General features: G+C 58.3%; 25 protein-coding genes and 2 pseudogenes. 17 read left to right on the forward strand and 10 right to left on the reverse strand.

Annotation, left to right across the window (positions count from 1 at the left end; genetic code table 11):
- Positions 1-50 precede the first annotated feature (50 nt).
- Together NKK52_RS07895 and NKK52_RS07900 are read right to left on the reverse strand one after the other, a co-directional pair.
- Positions 51-425: a class I SAM-dependent methyltransferase gene (locus NKK52_RS07895; protein ID WP_023807738.1), complete on the reverse strand. Its 375-nt coding sequence runs from the start codon at positions 423-425 to the stop codon at positions 51-53.
- A 39-nt stretch (positions 426-464) separates the two neighbouring features.
- Positions 465-683 carry a hypothetical protein gene (locus NKK52_RS07900; protein WP_023685378.1) on the reverse strand — a complete coding sequence of 73 codons (219 nt, stop codon included), beginning with the start codon at positions 681-683 and terminating at the stop codon, positions 465-467.
- 363 nt (positions 684-1,046) lie between these two features.
- Between NKK52_RS07900 and NKK52_RS07905 the strand changes: the two genes are divergently transcribed.
- Together NKK52_RS07905 and NKK52_RS07910 are read left to right on the forward strand one after the other, a co-directional pair.
- Positions 1,047-1,256 (forward strand): hypothetical protein, encoded by a 210-nt coding sequence (locus NKK52_RS07905; RefSeq protein ID WP_023670655.1) that lies wholly within the window; start codon positions 1,047-1,049, stop codon positions 1,254-1,256.
- A 132-nt stretch (positions 1,257-1,388) separates the two neighbouring features.
- On the forward strand, positions 1,389-1,601 hold the full coding sequence (locus NKK52_RS07910; RefSeq protein ID WP_023690461.1) for a hypothetical protein: 213 nt from the start codon (positions 1,389-1,391) through the stop codon (positions 1,599-1,601).
- Between the two features lie 581 nt (positions 1,602-2,182).
- Here the strand turns inward: NKK52_RS07910 and NKK52_RS32220 are convergent.
- Positions 2,183-2,407 (reverse strand): Y4oE-related protein, encoded by a 225-nt coding sequence (locus tag NKK52_RS32220; RefSeq protein ID WP_084013115.1) that lies wholly within the window; start codon positions 2,405-2,407, stop codon positions 2,183-2,185.
- A 147-nt stretch (positions 2,408-2,554) separates the two neighbouring features.
- On the opposite strand from NKK52_RS32220, the gene NKK52_RS07915 reads away from it, so the two are divergent.
- The 5 genes from NKK52_RS07915 to NKK52_RS07935 all read left to right on the forward strand — a co-directional run bounded on the left by NKK52_RS07915 (position 2,555) and on the right by NKK52_RS07935 (position 7,353).
- Entirely contained in the window at positions 2,555-3,760 is a 1,206-nt protein-coding gene (locus NKK52_RS07915) for a pilus assembly protein TadG-related protein (RefSeq protein WP_348524259.1), read from the forward strand.
- 4 nt (positions 3,761-3,764) lie between these two features.
- Positions 3,765-4,205: a TadE/TadG family type IV pilus assembly protein gene (locus tag NKK52_RS07920; RefSeq protein WP_031204579.1), complete on the forward strand. Its 441-nt coding sequence runs from the start codon at positions 3,765-3,767 to the stop codon at positions 4,203-4,205.
- On the forward strand, positions 4,195-4,605 hold the full coding sequence (locus NKK52_RS07925; protein ID WP_023708223.1) for a TadE/TadG family type IV pilus assembly protein: 411 nt from the start codon (positions 4,195-4,197) through the stop codon (positions 4,603-4,605). Before NKK52_RS07920 ends, NKK52_RS07925 begins: the two co-directional genes overlap by 11 nt.
- Before the next feature lie 1,425 nt (positions 4,606-6,030).
- Positions 6,031-6,276 carry a hypothetical protein gene (locus NKK52_RS07930; RefSeq protein ID WP_023686078.1) on the forward strand — a complete coding sequence of 82 codons (246 nt, stop codon included), beginning with the start codon at positions 6,031-6,033 and terminating at the stop codon, positions 6,274-6,276.
- Positions 6,277-7,005: 729 nt separating this feature from the next.
- Positions 7,006-7,353, forward strand: a complete 348-nt coding sequence (locus NKK52_RS07935) for a VanZ family protein (protein ID WP_023686079.1) — start codon at positions 7,006-7,008, stop codon at positions 7,351-7,353.
- Positions 7,354-8,014: 661 nt separating this feature from the next.
- On the opposite strand, the gene NKK52_RS07940 is transcribed toward NKK52_RS07935, so the two are convergent.
- Positions 8,015-8,287: a hypothetical protein gene (locus NKK52_RS07940; protein ID WP_023673958.1), complete on the reverse strand. Its 273-nt coding sequence runs from the start codon at positions 8,285-8,287 to the stop codon at positions 8,015-8,017.
- 368 nt (positions 8,288-8,655) lie between these two features.
- Here NKK52_RS07940 and NKK52_RS07945 point away from each other — a divergent pair, with 368 nt between their 5' ends.
- Entirely contained in the window at positions 8,656-8,778 is a 123-nt protein-coding gene (locus NKK52_RS07945; protein ID WP_245261978.1) for a hypothetical protein, read from the forward strand.
- Positions 8,779-9,242: 464 nt separating this feature from the next.
- The gene (locus tag NKK52_RS07950; protein WP_023706251.1) at positions 9,243-9,998 is read left to right on the forward strand and encodes a Crp/Fnr family transcriptional regulator; all 756 of its coding nucleotides are present in this window, start codon (positions 9,243-9,245) and stop codon (positions 9,996-9,998) included.
- 172 nt (positions 9,999-10,170) lie between these two features.
- Here the strand turns inward: NKK52_RS07950 and NKK52_RS07955 are convergent, their stop codons facing one another.
- Positions 10,171-10,626 carry a hypothetical protein gene (locus NKK52_RS07955; protein WP_245263183.1) on the reverse strand — a complete coding sequence of 152 codons (456 nt, stop codon included), beginning with the start codon at positions 10,624-10,626 and terminating at the stop codon, positions 10,171-10,173.
- A gap of 268 nt (positions 10,627-10,894) precedes the next feature.
- On the opposite strand from NKK52_RS07955, the gene NKK52_RS07960 reads away from it, so the two are divergent.
- Together NKK52_RS07960 and NKK52_RS07965 are read left to right on the forward strand one after the other, a co-directional pair.
- Positions 10,895-11,773, forward strand: a complete 879-nt coding sequence (locus NKK52_RS07960) for a YihY/virulence factor BrkB family protein (RefSeq protein WP_286456758.1) — start codon at positions 10,895-10,897, stop codon at positions 11,771-11,773.
- Between the two features lie 825 nt (positions 11,774-12,598).
- Positions 12,599-12,883, forward strand: a complete 285-nt coding sequence (locus NKK52_RS07965) for a hypothetical protein (protein ID WP_023673895.1) — start codon at positions 12,599-12,601, stop codon at positions 12,881-12,883.
- 134 nt (positions 12,884-13,017) lie between these two features.
- Here NKK52_RS07965 and NKK52_RS07970 read toward each other — a convergent pair whose 3' ends face one another.
- From NKK52_RS07970 to NKK52_RS07980, 3 genes are all read right to left on the reverse strand, one after another.
- On the reverse strand, positions 13,018-13,245 hold the full coding sequence (locus tag NKK52_RS07970) for a KTSC domain-containing protein (protein ID WP_023673160.1): 228 nt from the start codon (positions 13,243-13,245) through the stop codon (positions 13,018-13,020).
- A gap of 37 nt (positions 13,246-13,282) precedes the next feature.
- Positions 13,283-13,477, reverse strand: coding sequence for a hypothetical protein (locus NKK52_RS07975; protein ID WP_023699326.1), 195 nt, complete (start codon positions 13,475-13,477; stop codon positions 13,283-13,285).
- A gap of 193 nt (positions 13,478-13,670) precedes the next feature.
- Positions 13,671-13,856 carry a DUF3606 domain-containing protein gene (locus NKK52_RS07980; RefSeq protein WP_023815822.1) on the reverse strand — a complete coding sequence of 62 codons (186 nt, stop codon included), beginning with the start codon at positions 13,854-13,856 and terminating at the stop codon, positions 13,671-13,673.
- A 126-nt stretch (positions 13,857-13,982) separates the two neighbouring features.
- Between NKK52_RS07980 and NKK52_RS07985 the strand changes: the two are divergent.
- From NKK52_RS07985 to NKK52_RS07995, 3 genes and pseudogenes are all read left to right on the forward strand, one after another.
- Positions 13,983-14,847 (forward strand): annotated as a pseudogene (locus NKK52_RS07985) (ATP-dependent DNA ligase).
- Positions 14,848-15,122: 275 nt separating this feature from the next.
- Positions 15,123-15,281 (forward strand): hypothetical protein, encoded by a 159-nt coding sequence (locus NKK52_RS07990; protein WP_155929886.1) that lies wholly within the window; start codon positions 15,123-15,125, stop codon positions 15,279-15,281.
- The gene (locus NKK52_RS07995) at positions 15,278-15,583 is read left to right on the forward strand and encodes a hypothetical protein (protein WP_023673877.1); all 306 of its coding nucleotides are present in this window, start codon (positions 15,278-15,280) and stop codon (positions 15,581-15,583) included. Before NKK52_RS07990 ends, NKK52_RS07995 begins: the two co-directional genes overlap by 4 nt.
- Positions 15,584-15,759: 176 nt before the next feature.
- Here the strand turns inward: NKK52_RS07995 and NKK52_RS08000 are convergent, their stop codons facing one another.
- On the reverse strand, positions 15,760-16,731 hold the full coding sequence (locus NKK52_RS08000) for a hypothetical protein (protein ID WP_023707400.1): 972 nt from the start codon (positions 16,729-16,731) through the stop codon (positions 15,760-15,762).
- Positions 16,732-16,950: 219 nt separating this feature from the next.
- Here NKK52_RS08000 and NKK52_RS08005 point away from each other — a divergent pair, with 219 nt between their 5' ends.
- Positions 16,951-17,190, forward strand: a complete 240-nt coding sequence (locus NKK52_RS08005; RefSeq protein WP_023673879.1) for a hypothetical protein — start codon at positions 16,951-16,953, stop codon at positions 17,188-17,190.
- An 89-nt stretch (positions 17,191-17,279) separates the two neighbouring features.
- Here the strand turns inward: NKK52_RS08005 and NKK52_RS08010 are convergent, their stop codons facing one another.
- Entirely contained in the window at positions 17,280-17,492 is a 213-nt protein-coding gene (locus tag NKK52_RS08010; protein ID WP_023695016.1) for a hypothetical protein, read from the reverse strand.
- A 359-nt stretch (positions 17,493-17,851) separates the two neighbouring features.
- Here NKK52_RS08010 and NKK52_RS08015 point away from each other — a divergent pair, with 359 nt between their 5' ends.
- Both NKK52_RS08015 and NKK52_RS08020 read left to right on the forward strand, forming a co-directional pair.
- Entirely contained in the window at positions 17,852-18,592 is a 741-nt protein-coding gene (locus NKK52_RS08015) for an SDR family NAD(P)-dependent oxidoreductase (protein WP_023673881.1), read from the forward strand.
- 1,121 nt (positions 18,593-19,713) lie between these two features.
- Positions 19,714-20,909 (forward strand): annotated as a pseudogene (locus NKK52_RS08020) (IS256 family transposase).
- Positions 20,910-21,119: the final 210 nt, after the last annotated feature.

Genomic DNA, 21,119 nt, shown 5'->3' on the forward strand with positions numbered 1-21,119 from the left:
AAAGCCAGTTGGCTTCGGCGGCGGGCTTTTCCGCTTCCAGGCGCCGAAACTTATCTTCGCGTGCCTGTCACAACGAGCCATGCGGTTCCCGTGCTCGGTCTCCGCACTTCAGGGTCGCTGAACCCTGCATCTCGCAAGGCAGCAATGACCTCATCCGGCTCGCGAGGTGTAAAAATTTCGGCCGGCATGTTCATCCTGTCCATATGCGCCTTCGGGAGGAAGCCAAGCACGACGCGACCGCCTGGTTTGACGCGAGCGAGCTCTGCGGATCCAGCTCTAAGGCTTTGCCAGAAGTACACTGTGTGGACGCTGAGAGCCTTGTCGAATGTGCTATCCGGCAAGGGCAAGTCCTCGACTAGCCCGATTCGGAACTCGGCTCGTCCGCCGCGCACTGCATCGGCGAACCGGCGGCAGGCAGCGTTCACGACATCTGCGAGCGGTCAACCCCGCAAACGAATGCTGCCTCACGGGAGAAGTTGCGGCAGTAAAACTGCGCCGCCGAAACCGACCTCCACGGCGCGATCTTCCGGGACCAGGTGCACTTGATCGAGAGCGTAGCCGTTGAGCCGGGCATTGCCCCGGTTCATTCCGGCCCGGACCAGCCAGCCGCCGGTTCGGTCGGCCAGGACAGTGGTTTCGCTATAAATCGTGGCGCCATCCGATCCCACCCATATTCGGGTCATCTAGCCACCATGCGCCTAGAAGCGGCCGCCCCGCAAACGCTGCTTCGATAGCGATGACCAGTTGGGTTGTGCTGCGCTCTTAGGCGTCGCATTCCAGCGGCTGGTGGTCCGGTTGCTCGTGCCACATCACCTGGCGGAAGTCGCGACGGTCTACCTTTTGCGCGCAAATGGGGCGCGCATAGAAATGCTCTTCCCAGTCAGGTCATGTGGCTTGCCGGGGATGGGCGCTCCGAGGTTGGCTATTCTGGCCGTGCCCGACCGAACCCGTCGTAGCGGCAAAACTTCTGCAAGGCGTGCCCGTTGTCCGATCGCCCGCTCGCATTTTTTGTACCATATATTCGCGGCTTCCATTAGCATCCCCTCATGGCAACTCTGCGGTACGGCGTAAGGCGGGAACCGGATGGGACGTGGACGGTGTTCGACGTGTTCACCGGGCTGCCGGCTATTGTAGCGGGCCACCCATCTGTCGACCTTCCCGACATGGAGTATGCCGAAGAGCTGGCGGCCATCCTGAATGCCAACGACCTGAAGCAGACGCTATCTCAAGGGAGGTTCCCCGGAGGGTTCGCCTGACTGAAGTGGCATTAGCCCCCGTTGTATGCCCATCCAGGATGGTTCGTCCGATCCGAGCAAGCATTTGTTATTGATCTACCGACTACGACGGTCTTAAATCGACTTGCCATTGCGTTTCGTAGGGAGGATGTGATGAGCAACGTGGTGTCAATTCGCAAGGCCACGCCTCGCGTGGAAGTGGTCGGAGCCAGTGGCGAATGGGTCGTCCGCATCATAGAGACCGACCAGGAAATTACACGCTCATTCGGCCTGGAATCGTTTGCGCTGTCCTTCGCTGAAGGCCAGCGGATACGGCTACATCTCGACAAGGTTGTGCGGCTTCAGGACCCTCCTGCGGCTAGGTAACCTCAGTACCTGGACGGTGTTGGACGATTCCATGGCTGGTGAGATGCTTGCGGTGTGACGTCTCTCGTCCGCCGGACGCAAGGGCGGCGGGCACCTTTTGAATTGACAAGGCGCGGGCTGATTGACAACCTTTGGCTGTAAATGCGCTTTGCCTCAAATTTCCACTGGAGGGACTGCATGAAGAAAGAATACAGCAAGCCAGTACTGACCAAACGTGGGCGTCTGAGCGCAGTGACTGCGCAGTTGGCACCCAGTGTTGAACCGCGATCCACATCCTAAGCAAACCACGGCCCTGCAACAAAAGCCCGCTGGCTTCGGTCGGCGGGTTTTGTTCTGACGCGTGGTAGGAACCGGCGATGAGGCTGTTCCTCGTCGCACTCGTTGTTTTGTCTTTGATGGCCGTCGGCTTCTGGCTGGCGGCCCAGTTGTTCCTGCCTCACTGATCGAGCTCCAGCGGCTCATGATCTGGTTGCTCGTGCCACATGACCTGGCGGAAGTCGCGCTTGTCGACCTGCTGGCCGCAGATCGGGCATGGGTGAAATCGATCGTGCCCGTCCTGCGGTTGGTGTGGCTTGCCGGGCTTAGGCGGTCCAAGGTCGGCTATTCTGGTCATGCTCGAACGAACACGATTTCGCGGCAAAAGTTCCTTCAGTTGCTCTTCTCAGTTGGTGAAAGACATCGCACCAAAAGCGATAGTCATCTGGTCGACCGTCGAAATGAGCCTCCAAAGCGCACTGCGCCACGGCGGTCGCCGCTTCCAACCCGTAGAGATCGACCGCAGATTGAGCGGCCTGATCTCGGTACATGCGAGGCGAGGAGGAATTGCAGCGCACCTATTTCGTCTGGCAGGTCGGACTTCATCGAATCGGAATGGGTTTTTTACACATTCGTTTATCTATTCGTGGTTTCTAATACATATGGCATCCAACGCGTTCACCCGGATTTGGTTTGCTTTGAGCCGCCTAAGGCGCGCCACGAACGGTAACGTTGCCGTCATCGTTGCCTTCACCTTGCCGGTCGTGGTTGGCGGCGCCGGCCTCGGTGTGGAGACATCCTTTTGGTATTACAGCAGCCTCAAGCTGCAGGCCGTTGCCGATGCCGCGGCCTATGCCGGCGCGCTCGAGAAAGTCGCGGGTTCCGATAACCCGACCATCATCGCCGCCGCCACGCAGTCCGCGACCTCGAACAATTTTGCCACGCCGGGCACGATCCAGGTCAACACGCCGCCATTGTCCGGCCCGAACACCGCGAAGAAGGCAGTGGAGGTCATCGTCAAGCAGAATCTCGATCGCTACTTCACGGCGATTTTCAACCAGGCGCCCGTTGCCGAACAGGCAAGGGCGGTGGCGCTGATCAATGACGCCTCCAAGGCTTGTGTGCTGGCGCTCAGTCCGTCGGCCTCCCAGGCTGCGCTCTTTTCCGGCAACACCACCGTAAACCTCACCGGCTGTTCGGTCATGTCGGACTCGATTGCCTCGGACGCCATAAAGACGCAGGGCTCGGCGGTGCTCAAGGCCGACTGCCTGATCACGGTCGGCGGCATGGTGCTGAACAATCCAGCGACCACGGTCTGCAAGTCCAACATCACCCGAGCCTTGCCGGCAGCCGATCCTTTCTCCGGCTTGGCGACGCCGACAGCCGGCAACCCTTGCAAGAATGTCAACGGCAACAAGACGTCGCAAACACTCCAGCCTGGCACCTACTGCAGCGGCATGAGCCTCAGCGGCAACGTCACCCTGCAGCCCGGCGTCTACGTCGTGCAGGGCGGTATGAAGGTCAACGCCAACGCGGTCGTCGCCGGCAGCGGGGTAACCATCTTCATGGCAGGCAGCAACACCGTCAGCATGAACGGCAACGCCAAGGTGACGCTGAGCGCGCCTACCTCCGGAGCCTATTCCGGCGTGCTGTTCTACGGCGACAGGACCGGGACTGCGGCACAGAGCACCTTCAACGGCACAGCGGACTCGCTTTTGACCGGCGCCATCTATTTTCCCAGGCAGCAGGTCAACTACCTTGGCAACTTCTCGGGGAACGGTGGCTGCACTCAGGTCGTCGCCGACACTATCCAGTGGTCAGGCAGTACGACGATCAAGCAGAACTGCAAAGGCCTCGGGATGGACGACATTCCGGCGGCACTGTCCGTTCAGCTTGTCGAGTAGCGGGATGGGTGGGCGGACCTTGCGCATTGTCCGGGACAAATCCGGGATAGCTGCCGTGGAGTTTTCCATGTTGCTGCCGGTCCTGTGCCTCGTTTGCCTCGGCATCGCCGACGGCTGGTCCTACGTGACGAGTTACCTGCAGATGCGCGCGGGCGTTAAAACCGCGGCCAATCTCGTAATGGCCGGCGCGTCCAATGACACGGGAACGCAGGCGGTCGCGCTTTCGAGCTGGAACGACAAGCCCGAGGACGCCGCCGTCGTGCTGATCCGCTCCTATTTGTGCGGCGCCACGGTCGTGGATGAGACCACCATCTGCGGCGGAACAAAGCTGCCGACTGTCTTCGTCCAGATAACGGCCACGGGCACCTGGGTGCCCCCGTTCAACTTCGGTGTTTTCCCGGACCCGCGCGCGATCAGCCATCAGGAGGTGATCCGTGTCCGCTGAAAGGATCGGATCCAGGTGGCGCCGTGACTGCTCCGGCGCAGCCGGGCTGGAATTCGCCTTGATCGCGCCTTTCCTGGTGATGCTTTTGTTCGGAATCTTCGCCTTCGGCTGGGCCATGAATGCCGTGTCGACCGTCCGCTATACACTGGAAACCTCTTCTCGGGCGCTGCAGCTGAACAACACGCTTTCGCAGAGCGACATCCAGGCCATCGCCACGCAGAAATTGGTGAACCTGGGTCTGAAGAACGTCATTGTGACGATCGCGACCGACCCTGCCAGCGGCGGTTTCAAGATGGCGCATCTGACCGCCAGCTATGCCTTCGTCATCGCTTTCCCGTATTTCGACCAGTATCCGATAAATTACGCCACGACCGTCACGGTCCCCCTGGTTGCTAGCTAGGCGTACGACCGGCTTTCGTTGAGTTGGCGGCCCTGTATTCAGCTTCCCAAGGCAATGCGTCGAAGTCGGGCTTGTGCCCCGCTTCACGGTAGGCGGCCTGAGTGAGGAAACCTGCTTTGTCCCGCTCCACAACGCAAACAAATGGCGGAGTGCCCGGGCACCTATAAACGCCTACAGCTTTTTCCATGCAACAGGTGTGCTACGGGTGCTCGGAGATGTCGTCCTTCATTACGATGACAGAACAAGAGCGAGGACAGCAGCGGCCCGGCATCACTGAAAGGGTGCGGGTTGGTAAAATTCGTACAACTCTTTTCATTGCGGAGAGAGTTTCGGCGAGCTTATTAATGTGTCGTTTGCCATTGCCTTTTCTGGGAGGCTGCGATGGTTGCAACGCCCATAGATATCGCTCGAGCGGCCACTACGGCCACCTTGCTGATGCGCCAGAAGTCCATGGCGGAACCCGCCACATTTCGCCGGGACATGGATCAATCGCGCAGGGCCATCCGAGCCTCACGCGAGCTTCTGAAGCGCCTTGGTCACGTCGTCGCGACGTGGCGCTAGGCTGGGAAGATGCCGACCCGTCTACTGTTGCCGTCTCCGCCTTTCAAGCCGACGTTCTCCGCTCTGCATTCCGAGCCCTAGTAGGGGAAACGGGTACGCCTGAGTGTCAATGGCGCGATTTAGCCAAGGCCCTGGTGCGCGATTTCACTGGGTGCGAGCTGATCGAAACTGGCTTGGTGGATTGGATCGTCAGCAAGTAGCCGCTGCCCGCCAGCGGCCCAGCAGCGGTCTGCGGGGACTTTGCAGCGGACGCGCTGGGCCTGACCGGTGGGGCGGTGTGGTATCCGCCGGCTGGCGAACATATGCGCCTCCTGCCAACGCCAGCGAAACATCCAAACGAACGAGGCGATCTAACCGCGATCTCGCCATCCAAGGCCAACACATAGGCCGATAGCAAAGGCCTATAATCGCTGAGAGAACGAAAATGGCCGACGCCATGGTTGGGGAACCCGGGTGGGTAGGCGCCGGCCACAAGTGGAACAAGCCCGCCGCGCCACACACATGGCTGATTTGTCATCACGTGGTTATGGTGTGATCGCGCAGGGCTGCACCAGCGGAACTTAGTAAACGCCGCTTGGTAAGCGATCCTCGACGCGATCGTTCATCGCCACGACGACTTGGGAAACTTGACGGCTGCAGCCTTCTGCCATGTCAAACTCAAGTCGTTAACAGCGGCCGCCCGGTCATGAACAGGCATGCGCCCATCCTAGCATATCGCGCTGCCGGTATCGCAAGGCGCCGGCAGCAAGGGGAGGCGACCAGAGCCGATGTGAAGGGACTAGGCAGCTAATATTCGCTTGCGCTAATTTAAAAGTGCCGTAACGTCATGCTCAGCCTTTTGCGGAGGCGCAACGGTGGGGAAGTATGATGAGAGTTGCTGCGTTTTGTGCGGCGATCGTGATCGCTGGGACTGGTGTCGCTGTTGCCAAGGAGAAGAAGGTGGTGGTGAGTGACGCCACGGACCTTTGCTCTACGAAGCAGTCGGCCAAGAAGCAGGTGCTCGAGCTGGACTGCAGGCCGACCGGAACCGCCAAATTGCCGGCCGATGGAACGCCGGAAAAGCCGCGCCTCGGATACGACACCGATCCGTGGCTGGTTAAAGGCCTTTAGAGACTAGCCGATGGCAATACAGCGCGGCTAAGGGGAATGTGCGCTGGCGGTGAAGCCTTCTTTGTTCTCTCATCGGTGGAACATTGTCGCCTGGAAACGCTTCGGACGGTGCACTGCCCCATCAGTGCAACGTTCCCTTCCTTGTTTGCACTGGCCGGCTGCCGAAAGGTGGCCGGCTTTTTTGTATATAACCGCGACCTGATGTTTGGGATTGTTGATGGACAGCCGCGAGTGGCCGCTGCTGGCCTAGCGTCTAGGATTGGAATACGTAGAGGCGAGATCACCAAGGCAGGAATGGCCAGACTAAACAGCGGTTTCGTCTGTTAGCCGCGACGCCGGCGATAATTGAATTCAGAAGGGCGTCGGCCCGGCTGCACAGCCGGGCCAAGGCTGGAAGAGTTCCGCTCCCGCCCAGCACGATACGCATCGCACCTGGCCGCAAGCGGTACCAATGGCTCGCCTATTCCGCCGCGTCTTTTCGGCAGGAAACCCTCGGCCTCATCACAATGGAGGGCGACATTCGCAGCGCCCTATGGAACCATCCAGAGTGACATAGGCTGTTTCATGGAACTTCCTGATGACATCAGGAGGCCTGTTAAGCATGCCAGTTGTTCGCGCTCGTAGCTCAGATGCAGGTTGGAGCTCTGCCTAGTGCACCAGTATCGGAAGCGAGAACTAGGAACCGGGAGTGCTGCGGATAGATTGCCGCAGTGGAGCTTTTATCAGCGCATGGCAAGGGCTGCCTTTCTCTCCACGTTGGCGGTCGTCCTGTTGCTCGCGCTATTGCCAGACCACTTGCTGCACGCCCTCGGATTGGCCCTTACGTCTCATCACGACAAGCTCAACCACGCCGCCGCGTTCGCCACCTTGTCGGCTTTGGGTAGCCTCGGCTGGCCCCAACAGGTGGTCCGGCTGGCGGTTCTACTTGCTTTAACGGGCGCAGCGATCGAAATCCTTCAATGCGTCACAGGCCGTGACATGAGTGTCTTCGACTGGTTTGCCGACTGCGCCGGAATGGCATACGGGCTGAGAACTATGAGCTGGGTGAACGAGATTCTGGGCGAACCGGTTATTTGATCGCCACAGGCTCCGCTTTACCGCCCCTGTCTTGGCCCCACTTGCCAGCCTCACGCCCGGGGCCGCCTTCGATCACCCTCGCTATTTCAATTTCCGACGCAAAGGCCGATAGCAAGGCGAATGGGTTTCAGGCCGCTCACCATTTAGACTTAGGTCCGATTCTTTCGCGCAAATGGCCGAAGCCGGAAACATTTCTCCTTCTACTTTGTTGCAGTGGCCGTGCCGCTGAGGAGAACATGCACAGTGCCTCTATCAAACGAACTGCGCGACGTACCTTTAGAATTCCAATGCCCCTCCTGTTCACGCCCTATGGTGAGAAGGGGATCCTGGCTGAAAACGATTGCCGGTTTCAAATGCGATAGTTGCAGGTCCAGAGTGCGGATCGGCTACGAAGAGAAGCTGGCCATATTCGACCGGCACCTTAAGCGAGGCGCGCCGGATCTGGGCCGACGACCAATGGAGTGCGATCCCGGCAACGGTTCCTGAGAGTGTGTCGGCAATTCAAGCTCCAACTGCTTGCGGTCTGCCGCAAGTCCAAGCTTTCATCTGGTCGCAGGGTCAGGCGGCTCTTTCGTCCGTACGGAACCGATGATCGCGAGAGGTTTCGATGCGATCGGAGCACCGAGCAGGTCTACACGTTTTTCGTAGCGACCACCAATCTCTAGCTGACCACTTCAACGCTTTGACGAGGTGCGAGCAACTTGATTTTCAATAGTCTTTTTCGGGCCAAGATGCGCGCCGCCTCTGCGATGCGGCCTCCGTAAGCATCGGCGACGAATGATAGCGTCGACAGGTCAATAATGAGGTCGTCGATCGCGCCCGCCAAGACACTGGACCCGCGCCCAAATTGATGCACCAGCGCCCGCACTTCCTTAAGTGCCGTCGAGGCTTCACCCGCATCCAGCAGCGCCTCGATGTCATCGAAAATCTGCATCCCGACCCTCCCGCTTGAAAACGATGGCAATTTCGCGCGAAAAGAAAGCGCCTGCCAAGGTGCTCGCGCACGAAGGCGGCTATTCAGACAACAAGAAAGCCCTGGTGGACCCACGATGAAGGGCGTCCATGGAGGGCGTTCAGCGAGACGCAACCGAGATCCGGCGCGACATTAAACGACAGCGATGCTTGAGCCGCGCTCTCTTACGAGCAATCCGAGCAGCGCCCAGCCGCCAGCCGATCGAAGATGTACGCCAAGACCGACAAGCTGGTGCAGCGTTTTGCCAAGGCTGAAGACGCGGTGAATCGCTCAGCGAAGACATGACCGGGGTGAAGGCGGCCACTGCCGAGGTGACCCGGTGGAAGTTGATGGGCCTCGGCGCATTCGGCTCACTGCATCGCAGCGGCGGCGCTCGCGTCGCTAGTTACGCCCTATTGGTCCTATCTGGCGCGTGCTGCGTGGCGGATCACGAGTTCTATCCGTGCTGCTAAGTCAGCAGAATTCCACACCACCTCCGGATAGGCCGTCTAGATCCGGTAACCGCACATTCTTGAGCACATTGTACGATTGTTACGCAAAGCAGCGGCCGCATCGACTCTCATCATCTTGGAACTACATTGCCACAATGGCACAGCTCTTTGAATCCGCCCCAGTGAGCGCTTCATTTCAGATGATCGTGGACCACTATGAGACAGCGGTTTCACTCCAGGAGCGCATTGTGACTCGCGCTCGACAAGTCGGCTTGTCAACGAAAAGCGATGACGAATTCCTGGAGTATCTGAATGCCGTCTTAGCGCGGGCGCGCCAAAGCTTGGCTCGCGCTGATCAACGCAGTTGTTAATAAATGGGACATCCGCGGCCCGCAGGCATACAGTGTGCTATCGACGGCAACTCTAAGGGCGTCCGTCGGCTGTGAGCGATCAACATGCTTCCGCCCCAATAGGCAGAGGGAGCTATGACAGACTCCAGTTCACGAACTCACACTGCCGCGCAATGCGACACCCGCCAAAATTCCATCTATCGCAATTCGCTGCTGCTTCGAATGTGCTCGGCAGATTTGGCCTTGCTGCAACCTCATTTGGAAAGCGTCTCCCTTGGACTGAAGACGCATCTCGAAGTGGCGGGGTCTCCAATCAGAACCGTGTACTTCTTCGAGAGCGGTCTCGGGTCAGTGGTGGGCGAACTGCGGCCTGGTATTGAAGCTGAGATCGGAATCATAGGTTGTGAGGGTATGACCGGCTCAGCGCTTATCATGGGCGATGACCGGTCAACGCACGATTGTTACGTCCAATTAGAGGCCCGAGCCTTTGTTATCGACGCGGGCCTCTTCACCAAGGCGCTTTTGACAAGCCCAACCCTGCGAAGTTTTCTGCTCCGCTACGTTCACTACTTTCACCTCCAGGCAAGCTTCACCGCGCTCAGCAATGCCCGGATGAACATCGTCGACAGGCTCTCAAGATGGCTGGTGATGTGCGATGATCGCGTCGACGGGAACAGCTTTGCGATTACGCACGAGTTCTTGTCAGTTATGCTCGGTGTCAGGCGGCCCGGCGTCACCATAGCGCTGCAAACCTTGGAGGGCCAAGGTCTGATACGCTCAATGCGAGGAGAGGTAGTCATTCTTGACCGAGCGCGTCTGATTGCGCTGGCTGATGGGTCATATGGCAGGGCTGAAGCCGAATACGCTCGGCTAGTCGGCAAACTGCATTGACCCCAGACGCCGCGCCCGTGGCACTATCCTGAGTGCCCCTGCAACGGAGCCCGCCGGCTGAGCCACGGTGTTTTTGCGTCAGGCGGGAACATTCCCGCTCTGAGGCTGTTTGGCCACAGCTGGCTCGTTCTTCAGCGGTCCGTGCCGGTGACCAAGATGTCCTCTCCACTCGTCATGGTCGGCCCGCGCAGCCTCCGAAGCAGGCGCGGGCCATCCCTGCAGCGTCGCCAGACGTCAGCGGGCTTTTTATCATTCGCCGTTTATCATGGAAGATTTGCAAGTTCGCGCCTGCGACGTTGCGCCATTGGATCAACACGTCCATGGGACGATCATCAGGCCTCCGCTCGAAAAGCCGGGTATAGAACTCCTCCGCTTTGTCCATCCTTGGCGAGCACGGCGTAAATTCCTTGGATTTGCATTCATAAATTGATTCCACCCATAATGAGCAAAGGGCGGGTCCCGTTCCAAAATGGGGTGTTTGCGGCAACCTGCTTTGTACGTTTCCGGCTCTTGCCTTAATCTCACCTCGACCAATCAGCTTGGAAAAGCGGCGATAGTCCGGATGCTCGTACCGCCAGCGGCCGGCGGAGATCGCAGGATGCACGCCAGCTTCCTGCGCCGCCTCCAACACCTCCTCCGTGCTGTTGTCCTTGTCGGTGCAAACGAGCCAGCCTCCGCTTCTATGGTTTCCGAACGAACTAAAATGATCTTGAGAAAACCATTATCAAATGCGCGTCCCGAAATGGGGGCGAAGGCGATGCGAGCGCATCGGAGCGGAAGTTCTATGCCGGCGACCCTCCGCGGAAGTCGGTGCGAAACTCCTGCCACAGCCCGCAACCGGAACATCACATGTGCTGGTGCATTGCTAGTGAACGCCAATTCGACTGGGGCGCAAAATGCATCGCGCGATCACAAATGCATGGGCAATGGTGCGAGAAGCCGTCGTTGGGTTCGTCAACGACAATGCTCTCAGCCATGGCGCAGCAATCGCTTTTTATGCCACAACATCGTTGGCGCCAATTCTGCTCATCGTGGTTGCAATTGCGGGTCTCGCATTCGGTCACGAGGCAGCGCAAGCGGCATTGTCCGCCCAAATCACAGGGATGATGGGTACAGAAAGCGCAAATATCCTGCAAACCGCACTGAAGAGCGCATCCGAAAAGCCATCCGGCGGCACTTGGCCGGCGGTGATTGGCATCATCACCTTGCTTGTGAGCGCTTCCGGGGTCTTCGGCGAAATACAGCAGTCTTTGAACATGATATGGAAGGTCGAAGCGCAGGGAAGTTCGTTGTCGCGCCTGGTGCGCGCACGTGCGGTAAGTCTGGGACTGGTCACCGCACTTGGCTTCATGTTGCTCGTCTCTCTAGTCGCGAGCGCGGCGATTTCGGCCCTAGGCAACCTCATCAACGCACAGTTGCCGTTCGGGACACTTGTCCTGGGCGTTATCAACGCGGTCGTTTCTTTTGTCCTCCTCGCAGCTATTTTCGCTGCCATCTTCAAGATCTTGCCTGATCGAACCCTGGAATGGCGGGATGTCTGGATTGGCGCTGTTGTGACTGCTGCCCTGTTCACGCTCGGGAAATCGCTTATCGGTTGGTATATAGGCTCCAGCGCGGTCGCGGCCTCATATGGGGCCGCCGGTGGGCTGCTCGTCATCCTGTTGTGGGCTTACTACTCGGCGGAAATTTTTCTTTTTGGTGCGGAAATCACTCGCGCCTATTCCATTCGACACGGCAGCAGGTCCGATCAGGAAGCTGTGCTTCACAATGGTTGACCTGCAAGAGATGCCACTATCGCCGGCTGATCCCCGGTCCTGATCGCGTACTCTGATCAGGTCTAGGCTCGCCGGGATCGAGGTGGTTGGGGTCTTCGCCCGGCGAGCTGTCCACCTGCACGGAAAGTACTGGCCGTGGGTTTGCCCATCAGCCGTGACTTATGCAATATCGGTGCGGTTAAGCCCACAAGCATGCCCAACTGCACCGGCCATTCCCTACGGCTGCGTATGGTCTTCGCGCTCGGCAATTTTTTCCAAGAGCTTCCGTGAAGCCTCTAGGACACGGCGCGTCTCTTGGATGGTCGATTGTAGGGATTCAAGTTCTCTCTCCGCCCATCGCTGGCTACGGCGGGCGCCTTCGACGAACTGGTGGTCAGATTCCCATTTGTCTTTCATGCCTCTCAACGAGCGAGCCGGGGAACTCGTTCTAGTATACTCAAGGCCGATTGCCCGCTGGCTCACGCTGGCGGGCTTTTTTGCGTCAGTCGGGAACATCCTCACCCTGAGGCTGTTCGGTCACACCCGGCTCGTTCTTAAGCGGTCCTGCCGGTGACCAAGATCGCCCCTCACTCATCATGGTCGGCCCGCGCTCGGAAGCAAGCGCGGGCCATCCCTGAACAAGTCCGGGGCAACCGGCCAGGCAATTGCAGCATCGATGGTGGCCGCCGGCCGCCTTGACCGAACTTGCGGGCCAATTCCTCCTAGGTTGACGACGAAATATCGGTAGCAATTTCTACAATTTTCAATTTGGCTGGAAACCCTTTCTACCCGCAAGCGTTGAATTAGCACGGCTGCATTCAAGCAGTTGCATTCGGAGGAATTTTGATGAATTCGAAAATGCTCATTCTCGGCGCGACATTTGCCCTTATGACCGGATCGGCCTTTGCCGGCAGTTCCACTGGCACGTCTGCGCTCGACGATCCTGCAAAAATGTCTCCTTTCTTCACGGACAGCAGCATGAAGACCATGAAGTCTGAGGCCGAAGCGAAAACCGCTTGGTCGGCTATGTCTCAGGAGGATAAGGACGCTGTGATGAAGGACTGCGCTGACGCAGATATTGCGAAGGCCCATGAGAACTTCTGCAAAGCTGCGATGATGATGGGCAAATAGGCCCAGCACCTAGCTTAATATAATACGCGCCCGCTGGCCCGGCCGGCGGGCGTTTTCGTTTGCCCTCGGAACCTGGTCAATTCGCACAGTTGCTCCCCTGCGATGGCGCGGGCCGCCTCGAATCTGAAATTCTGTCAATCGCCCGACGCGGCTGCTGCCCTCCCTGCCGCGAGCCGGAATGCATAACGATTGCGGATGTGGCTGTTAAAATAGACGCCCTTGGCAAAGGCAGCTTTGAACGCGGCAACGGCCTCAGCAGGTACGTCCAAAAACTCGTAATGCTTCCCGCTCGCTACAAACCAAACCGAGAGAACCCTGGTGTTCGGGTCATAGTCGAACTTGCGTATCGAAGTCGACGGCATGGTATGCCATCCAAACTCAGCCGGGTTGGATCGCCAGCTACAGGCTGAAACTGTATTCGAATATGTGGCCGCGCTTTTCGTCGGCAACCCTGATCCAGATGGGCTCGGTGGTGCGCAGAGTGATGTCGCGCTCTGTCGCTTCCCGCGCCGCCCTGATCGGCGTTGTCGCGTTGACGATGTGGGTAGCCGTCACGGTATCGCCGTCCATTTCCTCAACGTGGTATTTCGGCACTTTTGTTCCTAGGCGTCTAGTTCGATAGGCTGATCGTGATCCGGATCGGAATGATAAGCGACCTGGCGAAAATCGCGCATGTCGATCTGTTGGCCGCAAACAGGGCAAGGCATGAAATGATCGAGCTCGCTCGCGGGCGGGCCTTCATGTCGGTGCCCAATTATTGGTCTGCCGAGATCCGATAGCCTGGTCATTATTTCCGCAGAGCCTTCGCTTCTCGCTCCAGCGTTTCGCGTTGGTTGCCGTGCTTCGCGATCAGCTCTTTCACCTGCTGGGGTGTGATGCCGGTCTTTGTTGCGAAATACTCGACTTCATAATCCTCATCGGCCGAGACCCGGTCCCGATCGCGGAAGTCCCGCTTGCTCTTGTCGTCGGCCATATCGATTCCTCCTTCGCTCATCCCGCAACGCCGAGTTGACGAGTTTGTTGCACCCAAGAGGCTGATTTCCAGTTTCGGAACTATTTTAGCTTAATCTTATTGAATCGCCGGAGGGCGGATCAGTGCATGCGTTTGAAGTTCATCGAGCCGTTGATGCCGACCCTTGTGGAGAACCCTCCCGAGGGTGAAGGCTGGACCCACGAGGTCAAGTTCGACGGCTACCGATCGCAGATGATCATCGATGAAGACGGCACACGCATTTATACGCGCAACGGCCACGACTGGACGGCGAAATATCGCGACCTGGTGAGAGAGGCCAAGCGCCTTGGTGCCGAAAGCGCCATTGTCGACGGCGAGATAGTCGTTCTGAACGACAAGGGCCTTTCGGACTTCGCAGCGCTGCGCAAAGCCATTACCCGCCGGCAGCACGACTTGTATTTTGTTGCCTTTGATCTGCTTCATCTTAACGGCCACGATCTGCGCGATATGGCGCTAGAGGAGCGGCGCGAGATCCTGGCCGGCATGATCGAGCCCGGCGGGCGTATTCAGTTCAGCGAGCCCTTGCCGGGGGAAGCCAAGGCCATCTTTCACTTGCTCGACAAGGCCGGACTTGAGGCATGGTGTCGAAGCGGAAGGACAGCAAATACCGAAGCGGTCCGTCGACCAACTGGCTGAAGGCCAAGTGCTATGCGATTGACGAGTTCGATCTGCTCGGCGTCGAGCGTGAAGCGGGCAAGCCGGCTTTCGCTCTGATGGCTGAGCGCGGCACCGGGCGCTATGTCGGCAGCGCATTCGTCACCTTGAACCGGGAAATGCGCGAGAGGCTATGGAAACGCGTCCAGGAGCACCCAGGCACGGCGCCCAAGGGCGTCATGAAGCGGCCTGCGACGCAATGGGTCAAGCCGGGCTGATCGGCCGCGTGAAGCACTTGCGTGGCGAGGATGACCTGCGGCATGCATCGCTGCAGGACTTCCGCGAGGAGAACAAATAGCAGCTCCACAACTGGCCATCGCTTTTGCGAGAGGCGCGCATCCCAACGCCGCAAAGGCCGAGCTGAACGCGATACCGCAGGAACTCGCCTCACGCTGATCAACGGTTAACACGGCTAAGGACGCCTAACACTGTCATTGCAAAGAATAGGAAAGGAGTTTTTAGACATTCATTCATCTATCCGTGCTTTCTAATGAGCTATGTCTTTCAGCACCTTCACCCGGATATTGGAGGATGTCGTGGATGATAATTGATGCCGCCAGCGGAGGTTTCCGCATGGCACATCTTACCGCCGACTACGCCTATCTGATCGCGTTCCCGTTTTTCGATCAATACCCAATCAATCACTCAACGACTGTCACCGTCCCGCTGGTTGCGAGCAAAATCCCGCCGGCCTTGGTTTGGAAAAGGGGCCATCCTGGATGCGAATTATGACAAAGATTTTTGAGATCCTGGTGGGAAGCATGGCGATTGGAGCCGTTCTCGCAAATCTTTGCATGCCGGCGAACGCCGCAGTTGGCGACGACGGAACCACTGCCCCCACTGGCACGAGCGGTGCCACTGTCGGAACCGAGTCCCCCGACCATCCGACCAATACGGATCTGCCTCGCATTGTCGACGCTATGTCGAGCGCCGAAATCACTCGGTTCAAGAAGCGCTGCATCGACGTGATCGAGAGCCGGGGCGTTTATGATCGTGACCTGCGCCAGCTCTGCCTGCTGATCTGGCGCCACTAACCAAACCGTTCGCAAGTGCCGGAGCTGTCGACATGACACTCTCCAGTTCCGACAGTAGAGGCCCGCCCACCGAAAAAGGTTGGCGGGCTTTTAGCTAGCGGCCCTTACCCTACGGTTGGGTAAGTGTTTCCGCCCGATTATCCGCGCCCTAAAAGCGCATCCCCTCGATGCCATCTTCACTGCACTTCCCAATCATCCCCACCGTCTAAGTCCGAATGCTTGGCCCTGAAGGTTTCAAGATAGTCGACTATCTGAGGGTCGTTCGGGTCGAACGCTTGCCAATGTGGATCATCATCGACGTTGGCCAGATCGAGAAACTCGGTGATGTCCACCCCGCCATTGAGGGCGGCGACGCCAGAGTTCAAGCCGATGTATCTCAGGTTGAAGTCAAAGCGAAAATCGGGTGACCGGAAGAACTTGGCCCTGTCGCAGTCCGGGAAAGGCCGGGCTCGGAAGTGGTCCATCAAGCGCTGCTTTTCAGCGATGCCTTCAGTAACTGAAATCATGTATGTTTCCGGCCGTGACAGACTTTCGTTGATCCGGCCGGCCGGCTTCCTCATGGCGCCCCAGAGGTGAGGCAAGCCAATTGCAGAGAAGAAATCCTGACCGATCGATTCGCCGGGCCAAAATTTAGGGTTGTATGGTCGAACGACAACACGATCAGGTCCGAGCGCCTCAACAAACGGTCGCAGGATTTCGTAGAAATCAAGTTGATATTCCGCGACTTCGATGGGGCCCGTCAGGTAGTCTTTGACGCATTGCGCATACACGCTCTCAAGCAAGTGATCGAAGCGCCGCAAATAGAACACCACCTTCACCTCGGCGCCAATATCCAACAGACCCTGAAAAATAGATGGATGAGTGCTGGCTCGCGAAAATTCCTCGCCTGACATCAGCAACGTCTCGCAATCGGAATCGAGTGCGAAGAACGCGCCAACGTTCTGCTCAAACGATTTGCTGTCGTCGTAACCGATTGCGGCTATGCTGTGCTGCGGCCCGAACGCTTCATTGGCCGGGTCGTGGGGGTCGGGGTAATGGATCGAGTTCCCCGCCAACAGATCCCGATTGGAGGCCAGGCTCGCCTGAAGATAAGAGCTTCCAGTCTTGTGAATTCCGCAATGCAAAATAAACTTCTTATAGCGCCTCAATGGCCGCCACTCCCGTTCACTCCTGATTGTTTATCAGGCGCCACTGCGTGCGCTCGGGACCATACCATGGACCGCAGTTGGTGGCATTACCCCGAATGCATACGGCAGGGCAGATGACGGACGCTAGTCCGCGGCGACATTGCGCCGGTGCTTCCAATCGAACGAAACGCCGGCCGGGGCCAGGCGGTAAGTGCTCTCGCCGGAGGTGGATCAGACAGTATGAGCGGCATTGATCTGATCTCCAATCTCGCAGCGACCATGGCTCCGGTCATGGAGCAGATGGGCGTTATCGCAGCTTCAGAACTCGGTCCCGAAATGCTGCAAGATCGAATTCGCGCCGAGGCTTATGCAAGCGGAAGCGTGGTGGTCGGCCGATATAAGGTGGGCTGCGTGGTCACGACGAATGTAGGCACCACGGTCATGCGCCCGCGCTCCCCTCGTCCAGCCCGCTCGAGCTGAAATTGACTGCTCAACGATGGAGGCGGAGAAGGCGCACTAGAGCGGTCCGACCGCTACAGCGATAGCGCCATCAAGACAGCGCTGCTACGTCAGAGCAGCAGGTGAATTGTCACAAGCTCGATGATCAGCAAAACGGCGCACACCGTGCCCGCAAGGGCATAGCCTCTCCAATAGGCACGGATATCCTGATCGGTTTGGAATGCTTCTAGCCAGAGCCCGTCGGGGAAGACGCCAAGGCAAATTGGGATAGGCATCGCGGCTGGCACGATTGTATCAGGTGCTAAAGCATCTCTGCCCAACATGCAGGCGGCTCTCTGACCGCGAAGAACGCATATTAGCCTGCGCTAACTAATGGCGAAAGCCCTTCATCGAAATATCGCCGGCCTGTCCTGATTGTCTCTTTGGTTCTTTCAAACTGGGCAATGGCGTGTCGCCGCAGGAGAGCGGGACAAAGAACAACATCGTCTAGCCCCCTTGACCTGCCAAGAGGCATCTGAACAGGAAAAGGTGACGAAAAGCGCCAGGCGGCGCCGCAAGGCGAAGCTGTGTACGATCTGGAGCTCGCTACCGATCAGGTCATAGCTGGCTCCGGCGCCCCCCAGACCATCTGGCCGCTGGCGAAAATATGCGATCCTGCTAAACTTATCCCGTGTGAACACACATGAATGGGGGCTTTGTGCCGGTATCATATGACCTCATTGGCAAGACAGCCGTCGTAACCGGCGGAGCAAAGAGTATCGGCAAGGCAATCGTAGAGCGCCTTGTAGCGTCGGGTGCTTCAGTGCACGTGTGGGATCGAGATCAGATCGAACTGAAGGGTGTGGTGTCTACGAAGGTCGATATTACCAGCCGCGATCAGGTAACCCATGCGATCAACATGATCGTCGATCGTGGCCTGCGTATAGACGTTCTGGTTAACAACGCCGGTTATCTAGGAACCCTTCACCCGTTTGACCAACACGAACCTGCAGACTGGCGAAGCATCATCGAAACCAATCTGATCGGCACGATGCAAGTGACGCAGTTGGTTTTGCCCCACATGCGAAAATGGGGTGTTGGCCGCATTGTCAATATGGGCTCTTTGGCGGGCAAGGAAGGACTTGCCAACCTTGCCGCCTATTCAGCCTCCAGCGCAGGTATCGTAGTCTTCACAAAGGCGCTTGGGCGTGAGGTTGCCAATACAAACATACGCGTGAACTGCGTCGCTCCTGGGCCAATCGATACTGACATGATCCGAAACCTCGGGGTCGCAGCTGTCGAGACAATGATCGCCGATAGTCCAATGAACCGGCTCGGCCGGGTCGAAGAAGTTGCCCACATGGTGGCCTGGCTGTGCTCGGACGCCAGCAACTTCAATACCGGCGCGGTATTCGACATGTCGGGTGGGCGGGCGCGTTACTAAGCGCCGACTGTCTCGGTGCTTTCAGGTGGCCCGGCGTCACCGTGGACCAAATACTCCGACCCCTAAACGGCGACCTATGTGATCCCCTCATGGCAACTCTGCGGTACGAGGTAAGGCGGGAACCGGATGGGACGTGGACGGTGTTCGACGTGTTCACCGGGCAGCCGGCTATTATAGTGGGCCACCCTTCTGTCGACCTTCCCGACATGGAGTATGCTGAAGAGCTGGCAGCCATCCTGAATGCCAACAACCTGAAGCATAGTCTATATCACGGGAGGTCCCCCGAAGGTTCGCCTGACCGAGGTGGCATGACAAGTTAGCCATTCAACCAGCCTTCGTACTGCCCATCCAGGATGGCTCGTCCGATTCCGAGCAAGCATTAGTTATTGAACTCCCGACTACGACGGTCTTAAATCGACTTCCCATTGCGTTTCGTAGGGAGGATGTGATGGGCAAGGTGGTGCCAATTCGCAGGGCCACGCCTTGCGTGGAAGTAGTCGGAGCCAGTGGCGAATGGGTAGGGTCGTCCGCATCATAGAGACCGACCAGGAAATTACACGCTCATTCGGCCTGAATCGTTTGCGCTGTCCTTCGCAGAAGGCCAGCGGATACGCCTGCATCTCGACAAAAAGCTCTGGGTGAACGGTGCTAAATCCCCGAGCCGTCCAGTTGCTGGCTGTCTTGCCTCCCCAGGGCGCCGGCATGGAGGCTCGGTTTCGGCAGTAACGTCGAGACGATGCGCTCGACGAGCCTGAAGGTCGATCGTGAAAAATCGGACGCTCAAAGCTCCTGCCTCGGGCCGCGTTCTCGCCGCTCAATGATCGTCGAACTGCCTGCGTAGGTGATCAGGTGAAACCAGACCTATTCCTCGCCCGTCACGCCTCTCTTTCAGCCGTGCGACGACTACATGCTGGCCGCTTTCTGAGGATTTTCACCGCGAAGCTGACGGTCCGCTTGCGGCCCCATCTCAGTCATACCGATCACAGGCAGGGCGTGAAGCGCGCGTCGCATTGCGAGTAGGGAAGGTAGTGTGCTGAGAGTTCTGCAAATTCGCTGAGAGAGGGCGGTCATGGCAGGCTGGTGATGTTCAACGTCACCGATTCCCTGGAAGGAACGCCACCATGACCAAGACAGAAGGTAAATCGACCAGCGCTGCCGTCAAAGACATTCTGCTTTCGAACCCGGAGGGGCTGCACGAAGTGATCCGTGCGGTAATGCAGGAGGTTCTCGAGGCCGAGATGGAGGAGGCGCTGGGTGCTTCGAAGGGCGAACGCACGCCTGAGCGCCTTGGGTATCGCTCGGGTTACTACGGCCGCACCCTGGTCACCCGGGTGGGCAAGCTTGAGCTGCGGGTTCCACAGGACCGGGCGGGTCACTTCTCCACGGAGCTGTTCGAGCGCTACCAGCGTTCGGAGCGGGCCTTGGTTGCAACGCTTGCGGAGATGTATGTCCAGGGCGTGTCGACCCGCAAGGTCAAGGCGATCACGGAAGAGCTGTGCGGTCATGCGTTCTCGGCTTCGTCGATCTCGGCCATCAACAAGCGCTTGGACGAGAGCCTGAAGGCGTTTGCCGAACGACCTCAGGAGCCGTTTCCTTACCTCATCCTCGATGCGCGCTACGAGAAGGTGCGTGAAGCCGGTGTTGTCATGAGCCAGGCGGTGCTGATCGCGGTCGGTATCGACTGGGACGGAAGGCGCCAGATCCTGGCCGTGGAGATGGCCAATCGCGAGAGCCGCTCGGCCTGGAGGGACTTCCTCGTCGGCCTCAAGGCGCGCGGCCTCAAGGGCGTCGAGTTGGTTGTGTCCGACGATCACGCCGGCCTGGTGGCAGCGATCGGCGAGGTGATCCCCGAAGCCGCCTGGCAACGCTGCTACGTGCACTTCCTCAGGAACGCGCTCGATCATCTGCCGAGGAAGCACGGCGACGACTGCCTGCAGGAATTGCGCTGGCTCTACGACCGGCGCGATCTCGCAGAGGCCAGGGCTGATCTTGCCGCATGGCTGTCCAAATGGTCCGCCCGCTACCCGCGGCTGACCACCTGGGCGGAAGAAGCCATAGAACAGACGCTGACTTTCTTCCGGCTGCCGCGTCAGCATCACAAGCACCTCAAGTCCACCAACATGCTTGAACGGCTCAACGAGGAAATCCGCCGGCGCACCTATGTCGTGCGCATCTTCCCGAACGCCGAAAGCTGCCTGCGCCTGCGCCTGGTCAGCTGGCCGTCGAAACCAATGAAAACTGGATGGAGGCCAACCGCTATATCAACATGGATGATCTGCGCGAGCACAAGAAGCTCGCTCTACGCCAAGCCGCATGACCAGTTTCATGATCGCCCATTTTGCAGAACTTGACGCACACAACCGTAGGGAAGGGCGGATTTAACCCCCAAAACACCCGCGACAGAGATGCTCAAGTCACGCTCTTCAAAGCCATTCTGATTAGACGTGACGCTGCGTTCGCAAAGGGTATCGAGCGGGTTAGTTATGTATGAAAACTGTGACGCCCCGATCGAGCACGGATTCGCACG

The sequence above is a fragment of the Mesorhizobium sp. C277A genome (assembly GCF_040324395.1).
Lineage (GTDB): Bacteria > Pseudomonadota > Alphaproteobacteria > Rhizobiales > Rhizobiaceae > Mesorhizobium.

Coding starts and splice junctions, on each gene's coding strand:
- NKK52_RS07940 (WP_023673958.1), bottom strand. CDS start 8,287: ATGCAGATTTTCGATGACATCGAGGCGCTGCTGGATGCGGGTGAAGCC.
- NKK52_RS07935 (WP_023686079.1), top strand. CDS start 7,006: ATGGCAAGGGCTGCCTTTCTCTCCACGTTGGCGGTCGTCCTGTTGCTC.
- NKK52_RS07990 (WP_155929886.1), top strand. CDS start 15,123: ATGGCACATCTTACCGCCGACTACGCCTATCTGATCGCGTTCCCGTTT.
- NKK52_RS07910 (WP_023690461.1), top strand. CDS start 1,389: ATGAGCAACGTGGTGTCAATTCGCAAGGCCACGCCTCGCGTGGAAGTG.
- NKK52_RS07965 (WP_023673895.1), top strand. CDS start 12,599: ATGAATTCGAAAATGCTCATTCTCGGCGCGACATTTGCCCTTATGACC.
- NKK52_RS08010 (WP_023695016.1), bottom strand. CDS start 17,492: ATGTTGGGCAGAGATGCTTTAGCACCTGATACAATCGTGCCAGCCGCG.
- NKK52_RS07995 (WP_023673877.1), top strand. CDS start 15,278: ATGACAAAGATTTTTGAGATCCTGGTGGGAAGCATGGCGATTGGAGCC.
- NKK52_RS07930 (WP_023686078.1), top strand. CDS start 6,031: ATGATGAGAGTTGCTGCGTTTTGTGCGGCGATCGTGATCGCTGGGACT.
- NKK52_RS07920 (WP_031204579.1), top strand. CDS start 3,765: ATGGGTGGGCGGACCTTGCGCATTGTCCGGGACAAATCCGGGATAGCT.
- NKK52_RS08015 (WP_023673881.1), top strand. CDS start 17,852: ATGAATGGGGGCTTTGTGCCGGTATCATATGACCTCATTGGCAAGACA.
- NKK52_RS07960 (WP_286456758.1), top strand. CDS start 10,895: ATGCATCGCGCGATCACAAATGCATGGGCAATGGTGCGAGAAGCCGTC.
- NKK52_RS07900 (WP_023685378.1), bottom strand. CDS start 683: ATGACCCGAATATGGGTGGGATCGGATGGCGCCACGATTTATAGCGAA.
- NKK52_RS07905 (WP_023670655.1), top strand. CDS start 1,047: ATGGCAACTCTGCGGTACGGCGTAAGGCGGGAACCGGATGGGACGTGG.
- NKK52_RS07970 (WP_023673160.1), bottom strand. CDS start 13,245: ATGCCGTCGACTTCGATACGCAAGTTCGACTATGACCCGAACACCAGG.
- NKK52_RS07950 (WP_023706251.1), top strand. CDS start 9,243: ATGACAGACTCCAGTTCACGAACTCACACTGCCGCGCAATGCGACACC.
- NKK52_RS08005 (WP_023673879.1), top strand. CDS start 16,951: ATGAGCGGCATTGATCTGATCTCCAATCTCGCAGCGACCATGGCTCCG.
- NKK52_RS32220 (WP_084013115.1), bottom strand. CDS start 2,407: ATGTACCGAGATCAGGCCGCTCAATCTGCGGTCGATCTCTACGGGTTG.
- NKK52_RS07945 (WP_245261978.1), top strand. CDS start 8,656: ATGGGCCTCGGCGCATTCGGCTCACTGCATCGCAGCGGCGGCGCTCGC.
- NKK52_RS07980 (WP_023815822.1), bottom strand. CDS start 13,856: ATGGCCGACGACAAGAGCAAGCGGGACTTCCGCGATCGGGACCGGGTC.